A 22,507-nucleotide genomic window follows, 5' to 3' on the forward strand; every position below is an offset into this window, starting at 1 on the left:
GTCACGGTGATGATTTCGGTCCGCTGATCGCGGACCACGCTGGGTAGCGTCAGGAGGCGCGGGCGACGGCGCGCTTCACCAGCTCGGCGAAGACCGAACCGAGCGACTCGCCGTGTGCCTCGATCGCCATCGGCACGGTCGACGTCTCGGTGAGGCCCGGCGAGAGGTTCACTTCGAGGAAGTGAACTGAGCCGTCCGGGCACACGACCGCGTCGGTCCGCGAGATGTCGCGCAGCCCCAGCAGGCGGTGTGCCGCGACGGCGAGTTCGCCGACCGCCTTGGCCGCGTCGTCGGGGATGCGGGCCGGCGCGAAGAAGTCGGTCAGCCCGGCGGTGTAGCGAGCGGTGTAGTCGTAGACCCCGCCCTCCGGGACGATCTCCACCGCGGGCAGCGCGACCGGTCCGTCGGCACGCTCGACGACGGCGACCGCCACCTCGATGCCTTCGACGAACTGCTCGGCCAGAACCGTCTCGCCGTAGGCGAAGCAACCGACCATGGCCGCGGGCAGCTCGGCGGCGTCGCGGACCACCTGGGTGCCGAGTGCCGACCCACCCTGGTCCGGCTTGAGGATCATCGGCAGGCCGAGCCGCTCGACCATCGCGTCGAGCACGGCCTGCGCGCCCAGCTCCCGGAAGGTGCTGTGTGGCAACACGACCCAGTCGGGCGTGGTGAAACCGGCCTGCGCGAGCAGCGCCTTGGCGGTGGGCTTGTCCCACGCCCGGCGGCACCCGGTCGACGTCGTGCCGACGAACGGCACCCCGAGCATCTCCAGCACCGTCTGCACCGAGCCGTTCTCGCCCGAGCCGCCGTGCAGGGCGACGACCGCGGCGTCCGGCCGGTTGGTGCGCAGCCGGTCGAGCAGTCCGGAGTCGGTGTCCCACTCCTCCACGGTCAGTCCCTGGGACCGCAGTGCGGCGGACAGCCGCCTGCCGGAACGCAGCGAGATGTCGCGCTCGTGGGAAAGCCCGCCCGCGAGCACGGCAACGGTGTGGTCGGCCACGAAGGCTCCTTTATGAGTGGTGCAAAGGGATTCAGGCCGTGTCGGGAGACGGCGACTGCGGTGACTGCGGACCCGACACGGCCCTGGTCACCGTACCGAAGGTGCGCAGGAGGTCCATTTCGGACTCCAGCACGGCGGCAAGTCTGCGGACGCCTTCGGTGATGCGCTCGGGTGTCGGGTAGCAGTACGACAAACGCATCTGCCTGCTGCCGAAACCGTCGGCGTAGAAACCGGTCCCGGACGCGTAGGCGACCCGGGCGGTGACGGCGCGGGGCAGCATGGCCTTGGTGTCGACGCCTTCGGGAACCGTGACCCAGACGTAGAAACCGCCGTCCGGGCGGGTCCACTCGCAGCCGGCGGGCAGGTACTGCTCCAGCGCCGACAGCATGGCGTCGCGGCGCTCGCGGTAGTTCTCCTGGAACTTCTTGATCTGGCCCTTCCAGTCGTGCGTGGCCAGATAGCGGGAGACGATCAGCTGGTTGAGGGTCGGCGGGCAGAGCGTGGCCGACTCGGCTGCGAGCACCAGCTTCTCCCGCACGGCGTGCGGCGCCAGCACCCAGCCGACCCGCAGGCCGGAGGCGAACGTCTTGGAGAACGAGCCGAGGTACACCACGTTGTCCGGGTCGGTCGACCGCAGCGCCGGATAGATCTGGCCGTCGAAGCCGAGAAGGCCGTACGGGTTGTCCTCGATGACCAGCACCCCGTGCGTCCGGCAGATCTCCAGGATCTCCGCACGACGGCGCACGGCGAGCGTCACGCCGCCGGGGTTGTGGAAGTTGGGGATCGTGTAGAGGAACTTGACCCGCCTGCCGTCCTTCTCCAGCCGGACGAGTGCTTCCTTCAGCGCTGCGGGCTGCAGGCCCTCGTCGTCCATCGCGACGTGGACGACCTGCGCCTGGTAGGCGGCGAACGACCCGAGCGCGCCGACGTAGGACGGCCCCTCGGCGATCACGACGTCGCCGGGGTCGCAGAACAGCCGGGTCACCATGTCCAGGCCCATCTGCGAGCCGACGGTGACGACGACGTCGTCCGGATGCGCCGAGATGCCCTCCAGTGCCATGACCTCGCAGATCTGCTCGCGCAGCGCGGGCACCCCGTGTGCGGAGCCGTACTGCAGCGCCACCAGGCCGTCCTCGGCGATGGTCTGACCGACCTGGGCGGACAGCGTATCCAGCGGCAGTGCGGCGAGGTTGGGCATCCCACCGGCGAGCGAAACCACCTCCGGCCGGCTGGCCACCGCGAACAAAGCTCGGATCTCCGAGGCCGTCATGCCGGCCGTCCTGGCCGCGTAGCGGTCCAGGTGGGGATCGAGATTGTGGTGGCCGCTGCGCGGCTTGACGGGGTGCTGCTCGGTCATGTGGCACTCGCAAGGAGGTCGGCCGGTCGGCTAGGGGCTACCCTCGGGTAGATCCATCGAGTGTAACCGTCCCCTCTTCGGGGGCTCTGAGGCTTCCGACACTATGCTGGCAGGGCATATCCTCTGCGTGGGCGTTTGCCGGGGTTGGCCGTGCCCAATCGCGTTTCCTATTGGGGAGGTCGTCGGGTGTCGCGACGCGTCGTGGGCGTCACGCTGGACAACCTGGATCAGCTTCCACTGCACTGCCGCCGGTGTGTGTACTGGGAGGTCGCACCGCACCTGAAGGCCCAGGCCGAGGAGTTCGGGGAGACCGAGCTGGAGAAGGAAGCCTGGGTGTCCAGCGTCCTGCTGGAGTGGGGCTCCTGCGGCCGGATCGTCTACAGCGAGAAGCTCCCCATCGGGTTCGTGCTGTACGCCCCGCCGAACGCCGTTCCGAGGGCGAACGCCTTCCCCACCTCACCACCCGCGCCGGACGCGGTGCTGCTCACGGCGTTCCACGTCGCACCGGAGTTCCGTGGCGGCGGGCTGGGCAGGATGCTGGTGCAGGCCGTCGCCAAGGACCTCACCCGGCGTGGTGTCCGGGCCATCGAGGCGTTCGGGCAGTCCGGTCCCGCGCTCGACGACGAGCACGCCTGCGTGCTGCCGGCCGAGTTCCTGACCAGCGTCGGGTTCAAGACCGTACGGCCCCACCCTCGCTACCCCAGGCTGCGCCTGGAGCTGCGTTCGGCGATCTCCTGGAAGGAAGACGTCGAGGCGGCGCTGGAGCGGCTGCTCGGCCAGGTGACCATTTCCACGGCCGAGCCGAGCAGCGCCCGCGCCTGATCGCGACTTGTCCACAGGACTGCCCACAAATAACGGGGTTGTCCACAGGGTTGTGCACAGAACTAGTGCACAACCCTGTGGTATCGCGAAACTTACTCGGCTTTCGCCAGCTCGTAGGCGAGCACGTCGGCGAAGGTGAACGTGCCGGTGGGCTGGTCGCCCTCACCCAGCAGGTACAGCCGCTTCACGGCGATCAGGATGCCCTCGGCGACCACGTCCCGGAACGCCGGGTCGGCCAGCCTGCGCCGGTCGTCCGGGTTGGTCAGGTAGCCGATCTCCACCCGCACCGCGGGGCAGCGGGTCATCCGCAGGATCTCCCACGTCTTCGGGTGGGCCCGGCAGTCCAGCATGCCGGTGCGGGCGGCCAGCTCCCGCTGGATGAAGCCGGCCAGCAGCTCACCCACGGTCGACGTCGTGCCGTTGCCGGTCCCGAAGTGGAAGCTCGCAACGCCTTGGGCGTACGGCGACCGGTTCTGGTCGCTGTGCAGCGAGAGGAACAGGTCGGCACCCGCCTCGTTGGCGAACGCGGCCCGCTCGGCCTCGGTCGGGCTGTGCTCGGGGCCCCGGGAGATCAGCGCCTCCATGCCGGTGGCCTTCATCCGGCCTTCCAACCTGCGCGCCAGGTCCCAGGCGACGTCGGACTCCCGCAGGCCGGGCACCACGATGCCGGTGTCCTTGCCGCCGTGACCGGGGTCGATGACGATCCGCTTGCCACGCAGCCGCGGGCCGGCCTTACGCACCTGCTCCTGCTCGCGTAGGAAGACCGGACGCCCACCACGTGCCCTCGGCGACAGCTGCCGCAGCGAACGGACCGTCGCCGCACCGCAGATGCCGTCGACGACCAGGCCGTACTCGCGCTGGAACGCACGCAGCGCCCGTTCGGTCTGCGGGCCGAACACACCGTCCGGCCGCCCCGCGTCGAAGCCGAGCTCGGTGAGCCGCTCCTGCAGGGTGAACACGTCGTCACCGTGGGTGGGTGCCGAGATGAGGTACGCGAGCGGGCGGCTGCCCAGGTGATAGGTCGAGCCACGCAGGGCCCGGTAGGTCGAGGGACCGACGATCCCGTCGGTAATCAGGCCACGCCGCTGCTGGAAGGCCCGGACGGCCTGCTCCATCGCGGTGTCGAAAGATCCAGAGCCGTTCGCCGGGGCAAGCAGGTCCAATGCCGTCAGCATGGACCGGATCTCGGCGACGTCCGGGCCGACGTCGCCGCGGCGGAGTACCCGCATGCACTCCTCGCTCTTCCTTGGGCATCGATGGGGGGCTCGATGCTGTGCACTGGTGCTGAGTATGTCCCAGCCGTTCTATTGTGCCTTGAGAACTCTCGGTGAGCGCGCAGGGCCGGTTGGTGCGCGGCGTGTCACCGTCTTCGGGCATGAAAGAACCCGGGGGTGCGGTGTTCCCGCACACCCCGGGTCATCTGACGGTGTCTCAGGCGAGCACGTCGGACAGATCGGACAGCAGCGCCGCCTTCGGCTTCGCGCCGACGATCTGCTTCACCGGCTTGCCACCCTGGAACAGGATCAGCGTCGGGATGGACATGACCTGGTAGTCCCTGGCGGTGTTCGGGTTCTCGTCGATGTCCAGCTTGGCGATCGTCAGCTTGTCCTTGTTCTCGGCCGCGATCTCCTCGAGCACCGGCGCGACCATCTTGCACGGGCCGCACCAGGTCGCCCAGAAGTCGACCAGCACAGGCTTCTCGCTGGTCAGGACGTCGTCAGCGAAGCTGGCGTCGGTCACCTTCTTGGTCTCGCTCATGTTCACTCCTGTCGTGTCGAAATCTGTGGGTCAGTTGCTGGTGGCGTAGCCGCCGCCGACCAGCTCGGGGGCGGAACGGGCCGCGTCGGTCGCCGCGTGCTCGGCCAGCCAGCGCTCGGCGTCGATGGCCGCCGTGCAGCCGGAGCCGGCCGCGGTGATGGCCTGCCGGTAGGTGTGGTCCACCAGGTCGCCTGCGGCGAACACGCCGTCGAGGTTGGTGTACGAGCTGCGCTCCTTGGCGATCACGTACCCCTCGGCGTCGGTGTCGACCTGGCCCTTGACCAGCTCGCTGCGCGGGTCGTGCCCGATGGCGACGAAGAACCCGGTGACGTCCAGGGTCGACTCCTCGCCGGTCACCGTGTCGCGCAGCCGCAAGCCCTCGACCTTGCCCTCACCCAGCACCTGGGCGACCTCGGAGTTGAGCTGCCAGCGGATCTTCTCGTTGGCCTTCGCCCGCTCCAGCATGATCTTCGACGCCCGGAACTCGTCGCGCCGGTGCACGATGGTGACGCTGCGGGCGAACTTGGTCAGGAAGGTCGCCTCCTCCATGGCCGAGTCGCCACCGCCGACCACCGCGATGTCGTGGTCGCGGAAGAAGAAGCCGTCGCAGGTCGCACACGAGGACACGCCACGCCCGAGCAGTTCCTGCTCACCCGGCACGTGCAGGTAGCGGGCGGCCGCGCCCATCGCCAGGATGACCGCACGCGCCGCGTAACGCTTGCCGTTGACCGTCGCGTACTTGATGTCGCCGGTGAGGTCGAGCGCCTCCACGTCCTCGGCCCGCAGCTCGGCACCGAAGTGCTTGGCCTGCTCCCGCATCTCCTCCATGAGGTCGGGACCCATGATCCCGGTGCGGAAGCCGGGGTAGTTCTCCACCTCGGTGGTCGTCATCAGCGCACCACCGAACTGGGACCCCTCGAACACCAGCGGTTCCAGCTGCGCCCTGGCCGCGTACACGGCCGCGGTGTAACCGGCGGGACCCGATCCCACGATGATCAGGTTCCGAACGTCTTCTGTCACCCGTGCCTCCGCTCGTCGTGACCTGTACCAGGCTCAACACGATCGTAGGCGGAGGTGTTCCCGGGGTGACGCGCACCGCAGAAGCGGAGCAAGGGAGCTTTACTACCCCAAGACGCTAGTAAAGCTCCCTTGCTCCCACTTCAGGCGCCGCGGCCGATGGTGCGGTCGAGCAGCTTCGAGCAGTCCTCGCCCAGGACGAGCAGGCGGTACTGGGCCAGCTCCCCGGTGGTGCGCAGGACCATCGTGCCGGGCTTGCCGTCCAGCGTGACGCCCTTGACGCCGACGGCCTTGACCCTCGGGTCCTCGCCGTTCTGGCTCAGGCAGGCGTCCAGCCGCTCCTGGGTGCCCAGCGGGCCGAAGTCCCGCGTGCCCTGCGTGCTCAGCACCGAGCCGACGTCGAGGTCGTCCTGCTTGAGCGCCAGCGGCGCCTCACCCGGCGAGCCGGGCGCGGGCTTCGACGTCGCGGCGGGCGGCTGCGCCACGTCGGAGCTGCCGTTCTCACCCCCGGTGCCGGGCAGGACCACCGCCACGACGGCGACGGCCGCCGCTGCCGTGGCCAGCACCCCCGAGCCCCAGGCGATCATGCGGTTACGTCGCTTGCGGGCGACGTCGATGCTCACCACCGGCGCGACCGCCGGAGCGGGACGGGCCTTCTCCGCCTCCTCGGCGAGTGCCGCGTCGATCCTGGCCGCCACGTCGGCGGGCATCGGTTCGGGCGCGGCGTTGCCCCAGGCAGCCAGGTCGGCCGTGGTGGCCTCCAGTGCCTCGATGATCGCCAGCGCCTCCGGGTCGGCCTCGACCTGGGGCCACAGCCGTGCGGCCTCCTGCTCGTCGAGCACCCCCGCGTGCAAGTCGGCAAGCACGTCGACAGACCACGGCGGGCCCACAGCGCCGCCGATCCCCCGAGCTTCGTCCGTCATCGTCCCTCCCTGCGTTTGCTTTCGTTAGCTGGGACGCCGGCATCCGCGTCGGGGTTCCGCAGATGTCCGAGAACCTTCGCGAGTTTCGCGCGACCTCGGGCACACCGGCTCTTCACCGTGCCCTGGGCGATCCCCAGCAGCTCCGCCGTCTCGGCGACCGAGTAACCCTCGACGTCGACCAGCACGATCGGCGCCCGCTGGTCCTCGGGGAGCTGGTTCAGTGCCTCCTTGATGACCAGCCGGGTCTCCCGGTCGGCCATCGAGTCACGCGGGGTCGCCGGCTCGTTGTGGCCGGTCTCGGGTAGTGGCACTGTCGGCCTGGCCTGACGTCGGCGCACCCGGTCGAGGCAGGCGTTCACCACGATCCGGTGCAGCCAGGTGGTCACCTGCGACTCCGCGCGGAAGTTCGCCGCCGCCCGGTAGGCGGAGATGAACGCGTCCTGCAACGCGTCGGCGGCTTCCTCGGGATCTCGCACGGTGCGGAGGGCGACGGCCCACATCCGGTCCCGGTGTCGTCGCACCAGTTCACTGAACGCGTGGGCGTCGCCCGCGGCATGTGCCGTGATGAGGTCGGCATCCGTGGGTGAGGCTGCGGTCACGCGCAAGAGACTACTGAGTCTCCTGTCACCCACCGAGGCGACATCGGCCTGGCTCAGGGCGCCGCGATGAACTCCAGGTCAGCGATCTGCGAGGAGAACTTGTCGCCGTCGGCACTCAACTGGGTGATCCAGACGATGATGTAGCGGCCCTCGGCGGGCTGCTGCAGTGTGATGTCCGTGCTCGGCCCGCTCAGGTCGGCGCCGCCAGCCACCCTGGTCTCGGTCAGCTTCGGGTTCTTCTCGTCGGCGACCCGGATCTCGACCTTGGTGCCCGGGTTCTCCCCCTTGACCTTGACCTGGCTGATCTTCACCGGCTTGTCGAACGTGGCGATGAGGCCGACGCCCGGCTTGAGCGCGGGGAACTGCTTCTTGTACTCGTCGGTGCGCCAGGCCGTCTCCGGCTTGCCGTCCAGCACGTACTTGGCCCGTGCCGGGCCGTCACCGTTGCCCTCCGGGTTGTAGACGCCCACCGTCTCCGGCTTGACCGGCTGCCCGGTGGACGGCTGCGCGGGCGGCGGGTTGCTGTTGCCGTCGCTCGCGGGCGGCTGGGTCGTGCTGGACGGGGCCGCGACGTTCACCGTCGGCCCGGTCGCCGACGGGTTGTCCTGGAAGAAGCTGATCATCAGCATGCCCAGCCAGGCCAGGATGCCCACGGCACCGACGACCAGCACGGTGACGCCCAGCGCCAGCTTGCGCCGCCGCTTCGCGTCCTTCACCGGCTTCTTCGTGGTCCAGATGCCGTCGTCTTCCTCGGCCTCCTCGCCGCCGACCTGGCGGATCAGCTGCGTCCGCTCCTCGGCGTCGGTGAAGTCGTCGAGCATCCGCACGATCGCGGCCGTGGTGCGGATACCGCCCTGGTCGCCGTCGGAGATGGTGCGCACGGCCAGCGAGGACAGCTCGACCGGCACCCTCGGCTGCAGCGACCGCGGCGGCACCAGCCTGCCGTCCGGCGCGTGCGGCGCGGTCGGCACGGCAGGCGGCCCGCCGGGCAGTGCCCAGCGGCCGGTCAGCAGCAGGTACAGCACCGCGCCGATGGCCTTGACGTCGTCCCGCAGCGTCGCCTCCGGCAGCGGGCCGGGGAACGCCAGGCGTAACGAGCCGTCCGGTGTCAGCCGGAGCCGCTGCGGGTGGTCCAGGCCCAGCACCAGGCCGGTGTGGTGGGCCTGTTCGACGGCGTCGGCCAGCGCCCGCACCATGCGGGCGGCCGCGCCGGGCTCGATCGGCTTGTCCGCGACCAGGTCGACCAGGTCGGTGCCCTTGGTCCAGTCGGCGACGACGATGCCGAGCAGGCCCTCGCTGGAGCTGATCCCGTTGCCCAGGTTCAGCACGTCGAGCACCCTGGCGACACCGCTGTGGCTGAACTTGGCTGCGTGGGCGGCGCGCTCCAGCGTGCGCCTGGCGAGGCGGGCGGCCTCGGCGTCGGCCGGGTCGCCAACCAGCAGCGTCAGCGCGACGTCGCGGCGCAGCTGGCCGTCCCTGGCACGCCAGAGGTGGGCGTCGGCGCGTTCGTCGAAACCGAACTGCGCGAGCAGGCGGTAGCGGCCGTCACCTACGACGGCGCCAGGCGCCAGCGACCCGCTCCGGGCACGGGCTGCCATCCGGGCCGCACCTCCTGTCCGCTCGGCTCGCTGTCTTTGGTCGAGGGTACGTGAACACGACACCCGGTGAATGTCGATCCACGCCGCAATCGTTACCGGCGCTTGATCAACCGGGTGATTCTCGACGTCGCCGGCTTGAGCTCCTCGACCTTCAGCGCCATCAGCACGCCGAACGACACGCCGATGCCGACCACGCCCTGGAGCACCAGCTTCACCCACGCCTGCAGCGTCGGGCCGAGGAAGTCGGGCACCAGCCAGCCGACGGCTAGCGCCGCCCCGACGCCCGCGCCGCTGGCGACCACGGTGAACAGGATCACGCCGAGCACGCGCTTGCTGCGCAGGTGGCCGAGGCGCACCCACAGCCACACCTGGCCGAGGATGGCGCCGATGACGAACACCAGCGAGTTGACCATCATCACGCCGAGCACCACGTGCTGCGGCGCGAGCAGGGAGGACGCCAGGAACAGCAGCGGGATCTTGACCGCCGTCATCACGACCATGATCAACGTCGGCGACCGCGAGTCCTTCAGCGCGTAGAACACCCGCATCTGCAGCATGACCAGCGCGTACGGCAGCAGGCCGAACGCCGAGACGGCCAGCGCCTGGCCGAGCCGCTCGGCCTGGTCGACCTCGCCCTTGCCGATGGCGAACAACGCGATACCGATCGACGTGCCTGCCACGGTCATCACCGCGGAGATCGGCACGAGCATCACCGTGGAGATCCGGGAGGCGTAGGACAGGTCCGCGACCAGCTTCTTCGTCTCGCCGTCGGCCGCCGAGCGGCTCATCCTCGGCATGATGGCCGTCAGCAGCGACACGCCGATGACGCCGTAGGGCAGCTGGAACAGCAGCCAGGCGTTGGAGTAGATCGACACGCCACCTGCCGCGCCGCTGGTCAGCACGTTGGTGTTGACGATCATGCCGACCTGGCTCACCGCGACGTAGCCGAACACCCACAGCGCCAGGCCGCCGAACTCCTTGAGCCGGTCGTCGATGCCCCACCGCCACTTGAAGCGGAAGCCGGACCGGCGCAGCGCCGGGACCAGGAACAAGGCCTGCACGGTCATGGCGGTCAGCACGCCGGCGCCGAGGATGATGACCTTCGGCTCGGACATCCGCGACGGCACGATCGTCGGGTCGCCGGGGGCGAGCGCGAACGCGGCGATGGTGGCGAAGATGACCAGGTTGTTGATCACCGGCGCCCACTGGGCCGGGCCGAAGATCTGCTTGGCGTTCAGCACCGCCGACAGCACCGCGAACAGGCCGTAGAACAGCAGGCCGGGCAGCAGCAGGTAGGCGAACCAGGTGGCCAGCTCGAGGTTCGCCTCGCCACCGTCGGACATCAGCAGCGAGGTGATCTGCGGCGCGAAGAACACCGACACCACGGTCCCGACGAACAGGATCGTGGTCGCCATGGTGATGAGGCGCTGGGTGTACGCCTCGCCGCCGTCCTCGTCGTCCTGCGAGCGCACCAGCAGCGGCACGACGACGCTGGTCAGCACGCCACCGAGGAGCAGCTCGTTGATGATCAGCGGCAGCGTGTTGGCGACGGTGAACGAGTCGTAGAGCACGCCGAGGGTGGCGACCCAGCCGAGCATGACCTTCCAGGCGAACCCGGTGATGCGGCTGGTCAGCGTGGCGATGGCCATCCGGCCGGAGGACTTGGCCAGTGACGGCGTGCCGCTGGCGCCACCGCTGGGCTGCGCCTCGGTCGGCGCGACGCCGTCGGCGATGCGGGGGATGAACCGGGTGGCGTACTCCTCGTACGGCCGGTTCATGTCGGGGTCGGCCGACGGCCAGCGCGCGCCGGGCGGCAGGCCGCGGTCGACCGGGATCAGCTGGGTGTACTCGATCCGGGGCCGGGCGGGCGGCGGACCGCTCTGGCCCTCGCGGTGCCAGGGCCGGACCGGCGGCTCCGGCCGGGGCGGTCGCTGCGGGATGGGCGGCGGCCGTTCACCGGGGGCGAGCGGCCTCGGTGGCGGTGGCTGCCTGCGCTCCGGTGGCGGTGGGACGGGGACGGCCCGGGTCGGCGCCTGGGCGTTCCTCGGCGGCTGGCCGGTACCCGCGCGGCGCGGCACCGGGCGCCCGTCCGGCGGTGGCACCGGACGCTGCACCCGCGTCGGTGGTGGTGGTTGTTGTTGTCGGCGCCCACGTGGCGGTGGCTGGACAGGCGGCGGTGTCCGGTCAGCTTCCTGGCGCCTGGGTCGCTCCTGCCGCGAACCCGGCTCTCTGTCCAACACTCGCCCAATCCATATCGGCCAACTCTGCCGTCAAGGGTAATGGCCAGTGCCGCCGAACCGGGAATCAGCGCGGCCTGCGCTCGCGAATCCGCCGGTAGATACGCCGTCCGGCGAGTAACACCAGTGCCACGCCCGCGGTGGCGGTGAGGATGACGGTGATCAGCCCGAACTCGCTCGACGTCAGGTCGAACCGCTGCGGCGAGCCCAGCTCGATGCCGTCGGTGGTGGCCAGCGAGACGTCGACGGTGAACCGTCCCGTTCGCAGTGCCTCGGCTTGGATGAACTGCTGGACCTGGCCCATCGCGGGGATCGGCAGGGGCTGGACCGGGTCGGTGCGCAGCCCGGTGTTGTTGTTCAGGGTGAGCTGCACGGTGATGCCGACCGGCAGCCCGTTCTTGATGAACACCGGCAGCGGCGAGGAGCCCGAGGCCAGGGTGATCGGCTGACCCGGCGTCTCGATGGTCACCTTCCGCCGCATGGCGTCGAACTGGTCGCGGGCCAGGTTCGCGCCGGCCAGCGCGGCGCCGGTGTCACCTCGGGACGCCGTCGACGTCGCGCGGATCACCGCCTCCCGCAGCGGCTGGGTGAGCACCGCGGGCTGGGTCCTGGTCAGCGGGTCGACCGCCATGGCGCCGGTCAGCTCGGCCACGCCGTGCTCGGTCGTGCCGAGCGACTCGATGACGGCGCCGGGCAGCTCGACGGGCGCGTCCTTGGTGTAGTCCATGGCGGCGGTGCCCTCGACGGGTGCCTCCAGGACGTCGGTCAGCGGCGTCGGGTCGACGAACCCGGCCGTGGTCAGCTCGTTGACCGTGTCGAGCAGGCGGTCCAGCTCGGTGCCGGTGGCGGTCCAGCGGCGCGGCGGCGAGAGGATGAGCGGCCCGTTCGGCGGGCCCTGCTGGTTCAGCCCGGTGAGGAACGCGAGCGCGGCGATGCCGTTCTGCGCGGCGACGGCGGGCTGACCGGCCGGGGTGCTCGTGCCTGCCGCGGAGGTACCGCCCGCCATCGCCGTGGTGAGCAGGTCGTTCAGCGGCTGGCCCCGCAGCTGGGTGCCCTCGATGACGGCCGCGCCGCCCGGCAGCCTCCCCGGCTCGGTGATGACCGTGCGCACGCCCGCCTCGCCCAGTGTGTCCAGCGTGTCGGCGGTCAGCCCGCCACCGGGCCAGAGCACCCCGGGCAGCGGCTTGACGCCGAGGATCCGCTCGATCGCCGAGCCGTCGACGGCCTGCTTGACCAGCTCGGCGCCGCCGGTGACCTTGCGCAGGCCCGGCAGGTCTGCGTCGGCGAACGGCAGCTGGACGACGCAGTGCCCGCCAGCGAGCTGCTTGAACGAGTTCAGCCACAGCTGCGCGGCGTTCACCCCGCGGCCCTCGACGGTACCGCCGTCGGTGCGGACCTGGTAGCCCCTCGTCATCCGCTCGACGGTGCCCAGCAGGTCGGGGTCCACCGCGAAGCAGAGCGACGAGAACACGCCACCGCTGCCCTCGGCCGACCGTGCCGCGGCGAGCAGGCCGTCCAGGCGGCCGCCAGCGGACAGGTCGGCCGCCAACTGGTCGTCGGCGAGGACGAGCGGCCCGCCGAGCGGGGCGTCCAGCACCCGCGGCCTGCTGTCGGTGATGGGCCAGAGGATCGACAGCGGGGTGGCCTTGGCCGGCTTGGCCGGGGCCGCCTGCCCCGGCGCGCCCAGCGCGGGCAGCAGCATGCTCAGCGCGGCCAGCCGGGCGGGGCCGCCGAACTCCGGCGTGCCGTTGACGTTGACCAGCAGCGGGTAGACGCCCGGCCGGTTGACCGGCAGCGAGCGCAGCTCGTCACCGAAGTTGACGGTGATGTTGAACGGGACCTGCTGCCCCGGTTCGATGACGTCGGCGACCGGGACGAAGTTCGGCTGCGAGGCGTCCGCAGGCGGTGCCTCGGCCAGTGCCTCGGCCACCTGCCGCTGGCTGGTCTGCCGCTCGCCGATCTGGATACGGGCCCGGACGTTGGTGATCCGGCGGTCGCCGACGTTGGTGACCTTGCCGGCGATCGTGATGTTCTGCGAGGTCGACCGCACGACCCGCGGGTTCATCTGCTCGACGTCGAGCCGCAGCCTGCTCGGCCCCTCCGGAACCGGTTGGGCGGCCGCCACGCCGGTGATCGCGTGCAGCACCAGCAGGAACGCGGCCAGAACGACCGCGGCCAGCCTTCTCACTCGGGAACTCCCTCTGCGAACATCTCCCGCGCCTTGCGGACCAGCGTGCGTTCGTCGGCGTAGGCCAGCCGGCTCTCCAGTTCCCCCAGTGGAACCCAGGCGACCTCGGTGACCTCGACGTCCTCGTCGGACAGCTCGCCGCCGATCGCCTCCAGCAGGAAGTGGTGCACGGTCTTGTGCACCCGCCTGCGTTCGGCGACGAACCAGTAGTCGATCGTGCCGAGGAAGTCGAGAACCTGGGCGGAAATGCCGGTCTCCTCCTTCACCTCGCGCACGGCCGTCTGCTCGGTGGTCTCGCCGTCCTCGATGTGCCCCTTCGGCAGGGACCAGAGCAGTTTGCCGCGCCGGTCGAGGCGGCCGATCAGCACTGCCCGTTGCCGGTCGGCGTCGACCACGAGCCCGCCGGCCGAGGTCTCGTCGACGGTGGTCAGCCTCCTGCCACGGCGGCGCCGGGATCGGCGTCCCGGTTTGGCACCACCGGCACGACCGGCCGATCCAGGCATGCTGCGATGCTAGTGCGTGGCCTGCTGTGGTGGACGTGAATGCGTAGCAGGACGGTCACCCACCCTGATGGTATGGGATCGGTACGCTGGTTCCTCGTGAACGAGCTAGTGGCCGAGCAGAACGCGGTGATCGGACTGATGCGGATTTCACCGGTGGCCGACGAGCTCGCCACGCGGTTCCGGGACGCCGGGCACCGGCTGTACCTGGTGGGCGGCAGCGTGCGGGACGCGCTGCTGGACCGGCTGTCGACCGACCTGGACTTCACCACCGACGCGCGTCCGGACCGGATCATGGAGATCGTCCGCGGCTGGGCCGACGCCGTCTGGGACGTCGGCATCGCGTTCGGCACGGTCGGTGTCACCAAGGGCGGCATCCGGCTGGAGATCACCACGTTCCGGGCCGACAGCTACGACCGGGTCACCCGCAACCCCGAGGTGACCTTCGGCGACACCATCGAGGGTGACCTGCTGCGCCGCGACTTCACGGTCAACGCCATGGCCATCGACCTGACGACGAAGACCTTTGTCGACCCGTACAACGGCAAGGACGCCGTGCGGGACCGGATCCTGGACACCCCGGCGACGCCGCAGGAGTCGTTCGCCGACGACCCGCTGCGCATGCTGCGGGCCGCCCGGTTCGTCGCCCAGCTCGGCTTCACCCCGGCGCCGCGGGTGATCGAGGCGATGACCGACATGGCCGACGAGATCCGGCGCATCACCGCGGAACGCGTGCAGGTGGAGCTGTCCAAGCTGATCACCGGCAGGTTCCCGCGACGCGGCATCGAGCTGCTGGTCGACACGGGGCTGGCCGAGCACGTGCTGCCGGAGGTGCCCGGCATGCGGCTGGCCATCGACGAGCACCACCAGCACAAGGACGTCTACCAGCACTCGCTGACCGTGCTGGAGCAGGCGATCGCGCTGGAGCGCAGGGACGACCCGGAGGCCGAGCCCGACCTGGTGCTGCGGCTGGCCGCGTTGCTGCACGACATCGGCAAGCCCGCGACCCGGCGGTTCGAGCCGGGTGGCGGGGTCAGCTTCCACCACCACGAGGTGGTGGGGGCCAAGATGACCCGCAAGCGTTTGCGGGCCCTCAAGTACAGCAAGGAGATCGTCGAGCAGGTCTCCCAACTGGTGTTCCTGCACCTGCGGTTCCACGGCTACGGCCGCGGCGAGTGGACCGACTCGGCCGTGCGCCGCTACGTCACCGACGCGGGCGAGCTGCTGCCGCGGCTGCACAAGCTTGTGCGGGCCGACTGCACGACCCGCAACAAGCGCAAGGCCAACGCGCTGCAGCGCACCTACGACGAGCTGGAGGAGCGGATCGCCCGCATCCAGGCGGCGGAGGACCTGGCGAAGGTGCGGCCGGACCTGGACGGCAACGAGATCATGGAGCTGCTCGGCCTGCCGCCGGGGCCGCTGGTCGGCAAGGCGTGGAAGCACCTGAAGGACGTCCGGCTGGACCGCGGCCCGCTCAGCCACGACGAGGCGGTCGCCGAGCTGCGCAGGTGGGCCGAGGAGAACGGTCTCTAGGCGGTGATCGCCGCCGTCGCCCTGGCGGCCAGCGCGTGCAGGACATCGACGCGGGCGGGCGGCACGGTGATGTCCAGCCACAGCTCCGAGCTGGTGGCGGTCAGCGAGAAGGTCAGGTAGGCACTGCGGCTGACCGCCCACATCATCAGGTCGGCGACGTGGGCCGCGACCTCGCCGGTCGGGTCGAGTTCCAGCCGCAGCAACGCCGGGTCGGTGTGCCGGACCGCGCGCACGGCCGTGGTGAACAGCGTGTCGAACTCCGCCAGCCGCAGGTCGTCGCTCTGGTGCACCGCCATACAACGACGGTAAGCCCAGAGTTGGCCACACGGTGAAATCCGGTCCGCGATTAATGCGATTGGTGGCACTTCGACATCCGATAGTTCGCTTTGCATACGTTCTGTCAGATACTCAGTCCCCCAGATGAGCTAGAACGGGGTGAGGTGACGGTGTCGAAACGGCGGACGAGCTTCCTGCTCGCCCTGCTACGCCGGGGTGCACCGGCCATGGCGACGGCCACCAGCGAGCTGCGGGACGAGGTCGCGGACCCGACACCGGTGCGGGCGCTGCGCCGCATCTCGGTGATGGCGGGGCCGGTGGACACCGGCGCGCAGGACGGCCTGCTGCTCCGGGCCGCGCGGTACGTGGCGCTGGCCCCGCTGGTCTACCGGGTGTTCGCGGTGCCGGGTGCGCTGGTCGGCTTCCTCGCCACCACCGGCGGGCCGGGGACGGCCGTCGTGGTGGCGGTGGCCGTCTGCTCGTTGCTGCTGAACCTCTACGGCGTGCGGTGGATGCTGCGTTCCGCCCCGTTCCGGCCCGCTGCGGCCGTCCGGCTGCTGACGCTCGACGTCGTGTTCACCGTCGCCGCGAACCTGGCCGTCGGGCTGGCTGTCCCGCCGGCGGCGTTCGAGGCCGCCGCCGACGTGCCCGGTAAGCACCTGCTCGGGGCCATCGCCCTGCTGACGCTCGCCGTCGGCATGCCGTGGGGACTCGCGCTGCTGGCGGCCGACGTCCCGCTGCACGGCACGATGTACTTCCTCAGCTCCGGCCAGTGGGACTTCGGGATCGCCGTCGGCAGGGTCGGCAGCATGCTCGGCGTGCTGTTCACCGCCACCGGCGCGCTGATCCTGCTCGGCCTGGGCACCCGTCTCGCACTGGCCTACGGCATCCGCAACGGCATGCAGGCCGAGCAGGCCCGGCAGCATCGCCGCATCCACGACACCGTGCTGCAGACGCTGGAGGCGATGAGCCTGCCAGGGGCCGGCCCGCCCGAGGAACAGCTGGCCCAGCTACGCAGGCTGGCCCGCGCGCAGGCCAGCGAACTACGCAGGGCCATCGAGGCCGACGGGATGGCCACCAACCGCCCGCTCGGCGAGAAGCTGGCGTCGCTGGCCACGGAAATGGCCCGTGACGGGCTGCGGGCGCAGGTCGTGATCGCCGAGCTGGACGCCGCGACGCTCGACGAGGTGCGGCAGATCGCCATCCGCGACGCCGTGCGGGAGGCCATGCGCAACACCATGAAGCACTCCGGCACCGACCACGTCGTGGTGCGGGTCGAGGAACGCGACGGCGGCATCGCGGTGATCACCCGCGACCACGGCACCGGCTTCAGCGCCGAGAACCGGCCACCCGGGTTCGGCATCAGCGAGTCCATCACCGCCCGGCTGGCCGAGGTCGGTGGGACCGCGACCGTGGAATCCGCTCCCGGCAACGGCACGCGCGTGACATTGTGGGTGCCGTGTTGATCAACGCCACCGAACGCCTCGCCGAAGCCCTCGCCGCCGTCCGCGCCGGAGACCGCCGGAAGGCGGCCGAGCTCGCCGACTCCGCCGACTGCCCGCTCGGGACCGAGCTGGCGCTGCATCTGCGCGGGTCGGCAGGCCGGGAGGTCTACTCGCAACCGGACGCGTTCACGGCCTTCATCCGCGGTGGGCAGAACGTCGCGCTGTACGAGGCGCTCGCCGACCGGCTGGCCGCCCGGTACGCCGAGCTGACGGTGTCCACGCTGCTGGACGTCGGCTGTGGCGACGGCATGGCGCTGGTACCGGCACTGGAACGGGCCACCACCCGCCCGGCGACCGTCGGGTTGATCGAACCGTCGGAGGCGTTGCTGACCGCCGCCGTCGAGCGGCTCGCCGGGCTGCCGGTGGAGGTGCGGTCCTGGGGCACCGGGGTTCTGGAGTACCTCGCCGCGGACGCCGGGAAGTGGACGCTGGCCCAGTCCACCTTCGCACTGCAGTCGCTGCCGCCGGACGCCCGGCTGGCTGCGCTGCGTGGTCTGCGGGAACGCTGCGACGCCGTCCTGATCGCCGAGTTCGACATCCCTGACATCGATGTCGACAGCGACGAGTACCTGACCTCGCTCGCGCGGCGGTACCAGCGTGGGCTGGAGCAGTACCCGGACAACGCCCGGCTGGTGGCGCAGGGCTTCCTGCTGCCGATGCTGCTCGGCCAGGCGGCGCCGCTGACCGGGGCGAACAACTGGGAGCAGCCTGCCGCCGCCTGGGTAGACCAGCTGCGGGCGGCCGGCTTCACCGAGGTGTCGGTCGAGCCGCTGGCCGAGTACTGGTGGTCCCCAGCGGTGGTGGTCAATGCCGCCTGAGCGGGTCATCAGCCCGGACGGCCAGTCGCTGTGGCTGGTCACCAGTGAGCCGGAGGTGCGGGCCGGTCTCGCCGACCCACGGCTGACGTCGAACCGGCAGCTCGTCCGCAACGGGCAGGTGCCGCCCATCCTGCACGTCAACCAGCGTGGCCGCGACGGCGAGGACCACGCCCGGCTGCGCAAGCTGGTGGCCTCGGCCTTCGGTACCGGCAAGGTCGCCGCCCTGCGGGAACGTGTCGTCGGCTACGCCGAGGAGCTGACCGACGGCATGACCGGCACGGTCGACCTGGTGGCCGAGTTCGCCGCGCCGCTGCCGACGGCGGTGATCTGTGAGCTGCTCGGTGTCCCCGACGATCACCGGAGCGACTTCGCGGACTGGACGTCGACGATGATCGGCTCGACCGATCCGGCGCGGGTGCGTGACGCGGTGGCCAGCCTGCACCGGTTCGTCGTTAACCTGATCGAGGTGCGCCGGGCCGAACCGGGCGACGACGTGCTGTCGGCGTGGATCGCCGCCCGCAGCCCCGACGGCGCCGGGCTTACCGACAACGAGCTGCTGTCGATGGCGGTCCTGACCATGGCCGCGGGCATCGAGAACGTCACCCATGTGCTCAGCCACGGCATCCTGCTGATGATCCGCGATCCGCAGCTGCGGGTCGGGTCGGACCTGGTCGAGCAGCTCATCCGGTTCACCGCCCCGACGGTGGTCTCGATCCGCCGGTTCGCGACGGCCGACGTGGAGATCGGCGGGGTGACCGTTCCCGAGGGTGACACCGTGTTGCTGGTGCTGACCTCGGTCGACCGCGACCCGGCGGCGCTGGCCGAACCGCCGTCGCCGCACCTGGGGTTCGGCCACGGTCCGCACCACTGCCTCGGCATCCACCTGGCCAAGACCGAGCTGGAGGTGGCCTTCGAGACGCTGCGTGGCCGGTTTCCCCGGCTGGAACTGGCCGTGCCGGAGGCGGAGCTGGTGTGGCGCCGCTCGTTCCGCTGTCACGCCCTGCGTGCGCTGCCGGTCCGAGTGGACTAGAGCCGCTCCAGCGCGCCCGCCTCCACGTGCTGGCCGACCGCGCGCGGCAGCAGGTAGGCCACCGCGCCGCCGGGCTGGGTACCCCAGGGGACGGTCACGCCGGTCAGTACCCGCAGCGGTCGCACCACCCGGTAGCTGTGCCGTTCCCGTTCCCTGTCGAACGCCAGCGAGGTCTCCGGGAACGTGGCCGACGGCGTGTGCACCAGGTTGCCGCCCTCGTTGCCGAACCGCTGGACGGTCGCGCCGGCGGGCAGTACCACCAGGCGCTTGGCGGTGAAGAAGTTCAGCGGCGGCTCGCCCCGCATCGGCAGGATCGGCCAGTCCGCCGGGTTCTCCTGCTGGTCGGCGGGGCCCGCACCGCGGGAGGGGAACAGCGTCAGCGCGCCGAGCAGGTACTGCGCGGCGTCGGCGACGTGCTCGAACCGGACCGGCTGCTCGTCCTCGTGCCCGCCCGCGTACCGCGCGACGCCCCAGCTTGAGCCCTCGCGGGCCAGCCGCCAGCCGGTGTCCAGCGGCTGGTCGCCGATGGCGTAGGCGGACTCGTGCACACCCAGCTCGGCGAGCCGCCTGCGCAGCACGGTCAGCACCTCGGTCGCACGCAGCGTCGGCGACGGTTCGCGGTCGGCCTTCGTCTGCGCGTCGACCTCGTGTGGCTCCTGCGGTGGCCGGGGCCTGCCCGCGACGTCCGCCTCGGCCGTCGCCCGGACCTGCTCCGGCACGAACGGCGGCCGGTGCTGGTTGGCGCGGATGTGGTCGATCAGCTCGGGCTGCGGCGGCACACCGTACTTGCGCAGGTAGTGCGGGACGGCCGCGGGCCAGATCCAGGCGCCGTCGGTGTGGAAGGCGTCCGGTACGTCCGGGCGTCCGTTCGGGGCGAAGATGTCCGGCAGCGTGCCGGGCCGGGCCAGCGCGACCGGCGAGCGGTACAGGTAGTCCAGCACCCTGCGGACCTCGTCCGGCGGCACCGGCGGCCGGTTGACCACCGGCTTCTCGCCCTCGTTGTGTGCGTCGACGACGGCGGCCTGCACGAACGCGATACCGAGTGGCTGCCCGGCGCGGGCGGCGAGCCAGCCGGGCACCTTGCCGCGGTCGCGCGGGAACCGCTCCAGCTCGGCGGCGTAGACCTTCGCTCCTGGCCGTCCGGCCTCGCCAGGGGCGAGCCGCCAGTTCGGCTCCGCGTCGAGGTCGTAGTCGAAGTCGAAGTTGGAGTTCGAGTCCAGGGTGAACGTGCCCTGGAACCAGGTGCCGGCGCCCGGCTGGTACATGGCCGAGCGCAGCAACGTGAACAGCTGGCCGAGCTGCGCCGGCGGGGACAGCGAGACGATCAGGTCGTCGGCGACGGCCCTGACCTCCAGCTCGGCGTACCCGCCGACCTGCCGCAGCTGCGCGCCGACCCGCTGCCAGCCCTCCGGCAGGACCTTCAGGATCGTGCGGCCGATGGCCCGCAGCAACGTGCTGGGCTCCGTGCCGCCCGGCTGCGGCGGGCCCGCGGTGTCCGCCGCGAGGAAGTCGTGACGTTCCTGCCAGATGGCCTCGATCTCGTCCGGGTCGGCGCGGACGGTGAAGTCGGTGAGCCCGAGGTCGCGTGCGCTCGCCTCGTCGGTGCCGGTCCAGCGCAGGGTCAGCGTGTCGCCGCCGTTCTGCGGTGCGACCCGGTAGATGTCCTCGGCGTAGCGGCAGTGGGTCTGCACGCTGAACGTCGACGGCGCCTCCGCCTCGGGAACGACCTTCGCCTTCGCGCCGTCGACCTCGCGGTCGAAGTCGGCGGGTGCTTCTTCGCCGGGCAGCGTCGTCAGCAGTACCGTGCCGTCGGCGGTGGAGCGCTGGGCGCGGAACACCTGTCCGTTCCACACCGTGTAAAGCGCGTCAGGCCGTTCAGCCGCGTCGATCCGGTATCGCACCGTGGGCCCCCTTGTCCCCTCGAATCAGCCCGCACAAATCTAGCCGGGTGCGTCACGGCAGCGGGTAGCGGTGCCGCCAGTCGGTGTCGCCCACATCGGTGAACACGGCCAGCGCGTCCTCGGCCGCCGTCTCGACCACCGTGCGGAGCTGCAGCTTCTCCAGCCAGTCCGGCCGGATGGCCCCCTCCCCGTACCACGCGCCCACGATGTTGCCGCAGATCGAACCGGTGGAGTCACTGTCCCCGTCGTGATTGACCGACGCCAGCAGCGCGGCGTTGGGGTTGTCGGTGGCCAGCGCCGCGTAGACGGCGATGGCGAGCGCTCCCTCGCCGACGCCGCCGCGGCCCAGCTGGGCGACCAGTTCCGGGGTCGGCTTGCCCCGTCCGGCCAGCGCGACGGCCGCGTCGAGCGCGCCGGACTGCTCCTCGTGCCCGTTCCAGCGGACCAGCTGGGTGCGCGCACCGTCGAGTGCCTGGTGCAGGTCGGCCCCGCGGACCAGGTGGTGGACGAGCACCGCGAGCGCACCTGCGGACAGGTAGCCGCTGGGGTGGCTGTGCGTGAGCGCGGCGGCCGCGGCACCGACCTCGAAGACCTCGGCCGGGTCGTCCGACCACAGTGCGGCAGGCGCCGCCCGCATGACCCCGCCGCAGCCCTTGGAGTTGTTCAGGGTGTGGGTGAACGTGCCGATCTCGCCGGTCGCGCCGTAGCCCTTCAACGCGAAGAAGCAGGTGGCACCGGGGGCACGGCGGCGGAACAGGTCCTTGATCCCCATCAGCCAGCCGTCCGGCTCAGCGGTGGTGTCGCGCGGTCCGCGTGCCTTCTCCCATGGCACGCCCTGCGTGTGCAGCCAGCGCTGGTAGGCCAGCTGCAGCGAAAGCCGCATTGTCGACATGTCGCCTTGTCCGGTGACCAGTCGCCGGTGCCGCTCGCGGATCAGCCCGTCCAGGGTGAACAGCGTCATCTGGGTGTCGTCGGTGATCCGGCCGACGCCGTCGTAGTCGGCGATGTAGTCGGTCAGCCCCTCCGGGCCGGTGGCCTGGCGAATGCGGTCCATCGGCTTGGACTCGATCGGCGCCCCGAGCGCGTCACCCACCGCGCCGGCGAGCAGGCTGCCCCGCCACTTCTCCCTGGAGACGGGTCCGAGTGCGGCGGGAGCGGCGACCCGCACCGGCTGGGTCGTTTCCGGTCCGGGCGGCAACGGCGGAGGCGGTGGATACGGCGTCCACGCCTTGGCCGGCCGCAGCGTCTCCGGATCGGCGTCGACGGTGGGCTGCCTGGTCAGGTAACGCCTGCCCTTGCGGTCGGTGGCCAGGTACAGCTCGACCCGCATCACCTCGTCGGGCTCGCGCAGCGGCGGCGGTGCGTCGTTCAGTTGCCGCTGTCGTTCGAGCAGCCGGGACAGCACGCCGAGGTCGTTGTCGCTGAGCCAGTGGTCACCGGCCACG

General features: G+C 71.0%; 19 protein-coding genes. 5 read left to right on the plus strand and 14 right to left on the minus strand.

Annotated elements, in window-relative coordinates; all coding sequences use genetic code 11:
• Nucleotides 1-49: 49 nt before the first annotated feature.
• Nucleotides 50-1,000 carry a D-alanine--D-alanine ligase family protein gene (locus EWH70_RS03615; protein ID WP_130473791.1) on the minus strand — a complete coding sequence of 317 codons (951 nt, stop codon included), beginning with the start codon at nucleotides 998-1,000 and terminating at the stop codon, nucleotides 50-52.
• 31 nt (nucleotides 1,001-1,031) lie between these two features.
• Nucleotides 1,032-2,357, minus strand: coding sequence for an aminotransferase-like domain-containing protein (locus EWH70_RS03620; RefSeq protein ID WP_130473792.1), 1,326 nt, complete (start codon nucleotides 2,355-2,357; stop codon nucleotides 1,032-1,034).
• Nucleotides 2,358-2,543: 186 nt separating this feature from the next.
• On the opposite strand from EWH70_RS03620, the gene EWH70_RS03625 reads away from it, so the two are divergent.
• Entirely contained in the window at nucleotides 2,544-3,179 is a 636-nt protein-coding gene (locus tag EWH70_RS03625; protein ID WP_130473793.1) for a GNAT family N-acetyltransferase, read from the plus strand.
• A 92-nt stretch (nucleotides 3,180-3,271) separates the two neighbouring features.
• Here the strand turns inward: EWH70_RS03625 and EWH70_RS03630 are convergent, their stop codons facing one another.
• The 9 genes from EWH70_RS03630 to EWH70_RS03670 form a co-directional block, all read right to left on the minus strand.
• Entirely contained in the window at nucleotides 3,272-4,408 is a 1,137-nt protein-coding gene (locus EWH70_RS03630) for an N-acetylmuramoyl-L-alanine amidase (RefSeq protein ID WP_130473794.1), read from the minus strand.
• A gap of 202 nt (nucleotides 4,409-4,610) precedes the next feature.
• Entirely contained in the window at nucleotides 4,611-4,937 is a 327-nt protein-coding gene (gene trxA / locus EWH70_RS03635; RefSeq protein WP_130473795.1) for a thioredoxin, read from the minus strand.
• 30 nt (nucleotides 4,938-4,967) lie between these two features.
• A complete protein-coding gene (gene trxB / locus EWH70_RS03640; protein WP_130473796.1) occupies nucleotides 4,968-5,957 on the minus strand; it encodes a thioredoxin-disulfide reductase in 990 nt (329 codons plus the stop codon).
• Between the two features lie 140 nt (nucleotides 5,958-6,097).
• Nucleotides 6,098-6,877 (minus strand): hypothetical protein, encoded by a 780-nt coding sequence (locus EWH70_RS03645; RefSeq protein ID WP_130473797.1) that lies wholly within the window; start codon nucleotides 6,875-6,877, stop codon nucleotides 6,098-6,100.
• Nucleotides 6,874-7,476: an RNA polymerase sigma factor SigM gene (gene sigM, locus EWH70_RS03650; protein ID WP_130473798.1), complete on the minus strand. Its 603-nt coding sequence runs from the start codon at nucleotides 7,474-7,476 to the stop codon at nucleotides 6,874-6,876. Before sigM ends, EWH70_RS03645 begins: the two co-directional genes overlap by 4 nt.
• Before the next feature lie 53 nt (nucleotides 7,477-7,529).
• Nucleotides 7,530-9,074, minus strand: coding sequence for a protein kinase family protein (locus tag EWH70_RS03655; protein ID WP_130473799.1), 1,545 nt, complete (start codon nucleotides 9,072-9,074; stop codon nucleotides 7,530-7,532).
• A gap of 92 nt (nucleotides 9,075-9,166) precedes the next feature.
• Entirely contained in the window at nucleotides 9,167-11,176 is a 2,010-nt protein-coding gene (gene murJ, locus EWH70_RS03660; RefSeq protein WP_420809030.1) for a murein biosynthesis integral membrane protein MurJ, read from the minus strand.
• 202 nt (nucleotides 11,177-11,378) lie between these two features.
• Nucleotides 11,379-13,499 carry a DUF6049 family protein gene (locus tag EWH70_RS03665; RefSeq protein WP_130473800.1) on the minus strand — a complete coding sequence of 707 codons (2,121 nt, stop codon included), beginning with the start codon at nucleotides 13,497-13,499 and terminating at the stop codon, nucleotides 11,379-11,381.
• On the minus strand, nucleotides 13,496-14,002 hold the full coding sequence (locus EWH70_RS03670; RefSeq protein WP_130473801.1) for an NUDIX hydrolase: 507 nt from the start codon (nucleotides 14,000-14,002) through the stop codon (nucleotides 13,496-13,498). Before EWH70_RS03670 ends, EWH70_RS03665 begins: the two co-directional genes overlap by 4 nt.
• A 72-nt stretch (nucleotides 14,003-14,074) precedes the next feature.
• Here EWH70_RS03670 and EWH70_RS03675 point away from each other — a divergent pair, with 72 nt between their 5' ends.
• On the plus strand, nucleotides 14,075-15,532 hold the full coding sequence (locus EWH70_RS03675; RefSeq protein ID WP_130473802.1) for a CCA tRNA nucleotidyltransferase: 1,458 nt from the start codon (nucleotides 14,075-14,077) through the stop codon (nucleotides 15,530-15,532).
• Here the strand turns inward: EWH70_RS03675 and EWH70_RS03680 are convergent.
• Nucleotides 15,529-15,828: a hypothetical protein gene (locus tag EWH70_RS03680; RefSeq protein ID WP_130473803.1), complete on the minus strand. Its 300-nt coding sequence runs from the start codon at nucleotides 15,826-15,828 to the stop codon at nucleotides 15,529-15,531. The genes EWH70_RS03675 and EWH70_RS03680 overlap by 4 nt on opposite strands.
• A gap of 150 nt (nucleotides 15,829-15,978) precedes the next feature.
• Here EWH70_RS03680 and EWH70_RS03685 point away from each other — a divergent pair, with 150 nt between their 5' ends.
• From EWH70_RS03685 to EWH70_RS03695, 3 genes are read left to right on the plus strand one after another with little or no spacing between them, the layout of a single operon-like run.
• On the plus strand, nucleotides 15,979-17,274 hold the full coding sequence (locus EWH70_RS03685) for a sensor histidine kinase (protein ID WP_240686778.1): 1,296 nt from the start codon (nucleotides 15,979-15,981) through the stop codon (nucleotides 17,272-17,274).
• Nucleotides 17,268-18,131 (plus strand): class I SAM-dependent methyltransferase, encoded by an 864-nt coding sequence (locus tag EWH70_RS03690; RefSeq protein WP_240686779.1) that lies wholly within the window; start codon nucleotides 17,268-17,270, stop codon nucleotides 18,129-18,131. Before EWH70_RS03685 ends, EWH70_RS03690 begins: the two co-directional genes overlap by 7 nt.
• On the plus strand, nucleotides 18,121-19,161 hold the full coding sequence (locus tag EWH70_RS03695) for a cytochrome P450 (protein ID WP_130473804.1): 1,041 nt from the start codon (nucleotides 18,121-18,123) through the stop codon (nucleotides 19,159-19,161). The genes EWH70_RS03690 and EWH70_RS03695 overlap by 11 nt, the downstream gene beginning before the upstream one ends.
• Here the strand turns inward: EWH70_RS03695 and EWH70_RS03700 are convergent.
• Nucleotides 19,158-21,062 carry a TNT domain-containing protein gene (locus tag EWH70_RS03700; RefSeq protein WP_130473805.1) on the minus strand — a complete coding sequence of 635 codons (1,905 nt, stop codon included), beginning with the start codon at nucleotides 21,060-21,062 and terminating at the stop codon, nucleotides 19,158-19,160. The genes EWH70_RS03695 and EWH70_RS03700 overlap by 4 nt on opposite strands.
• Nucleotides 21,063-21,114: 52 nt before the next feature.
• Nucleotides 21,115-22,506, minus strand: coding sequence for an ADP-ribosylglycohydrolase family protein (locus EWH70_RS03705; protein ID WP_240686780.1), 1,392 nt, complete (start codon nucleotides 22,504-22,506; stop codon nucleotides 21,115-21,117).
• Nucleotide 22,507 lies beyond the last annotated feature (1 nt).

It is taken from the genome of Amycolatopsis suaedae (assembly GCF_004214935.1).
In the GTDB taxonomy this organism is placed as follows: Bacteria; Actinomycetota; Actinomycetes; order Mycobacteriales; family Pseudonocardiaceae; genus Amycolatopsis; species Amycolatopsis suaedae.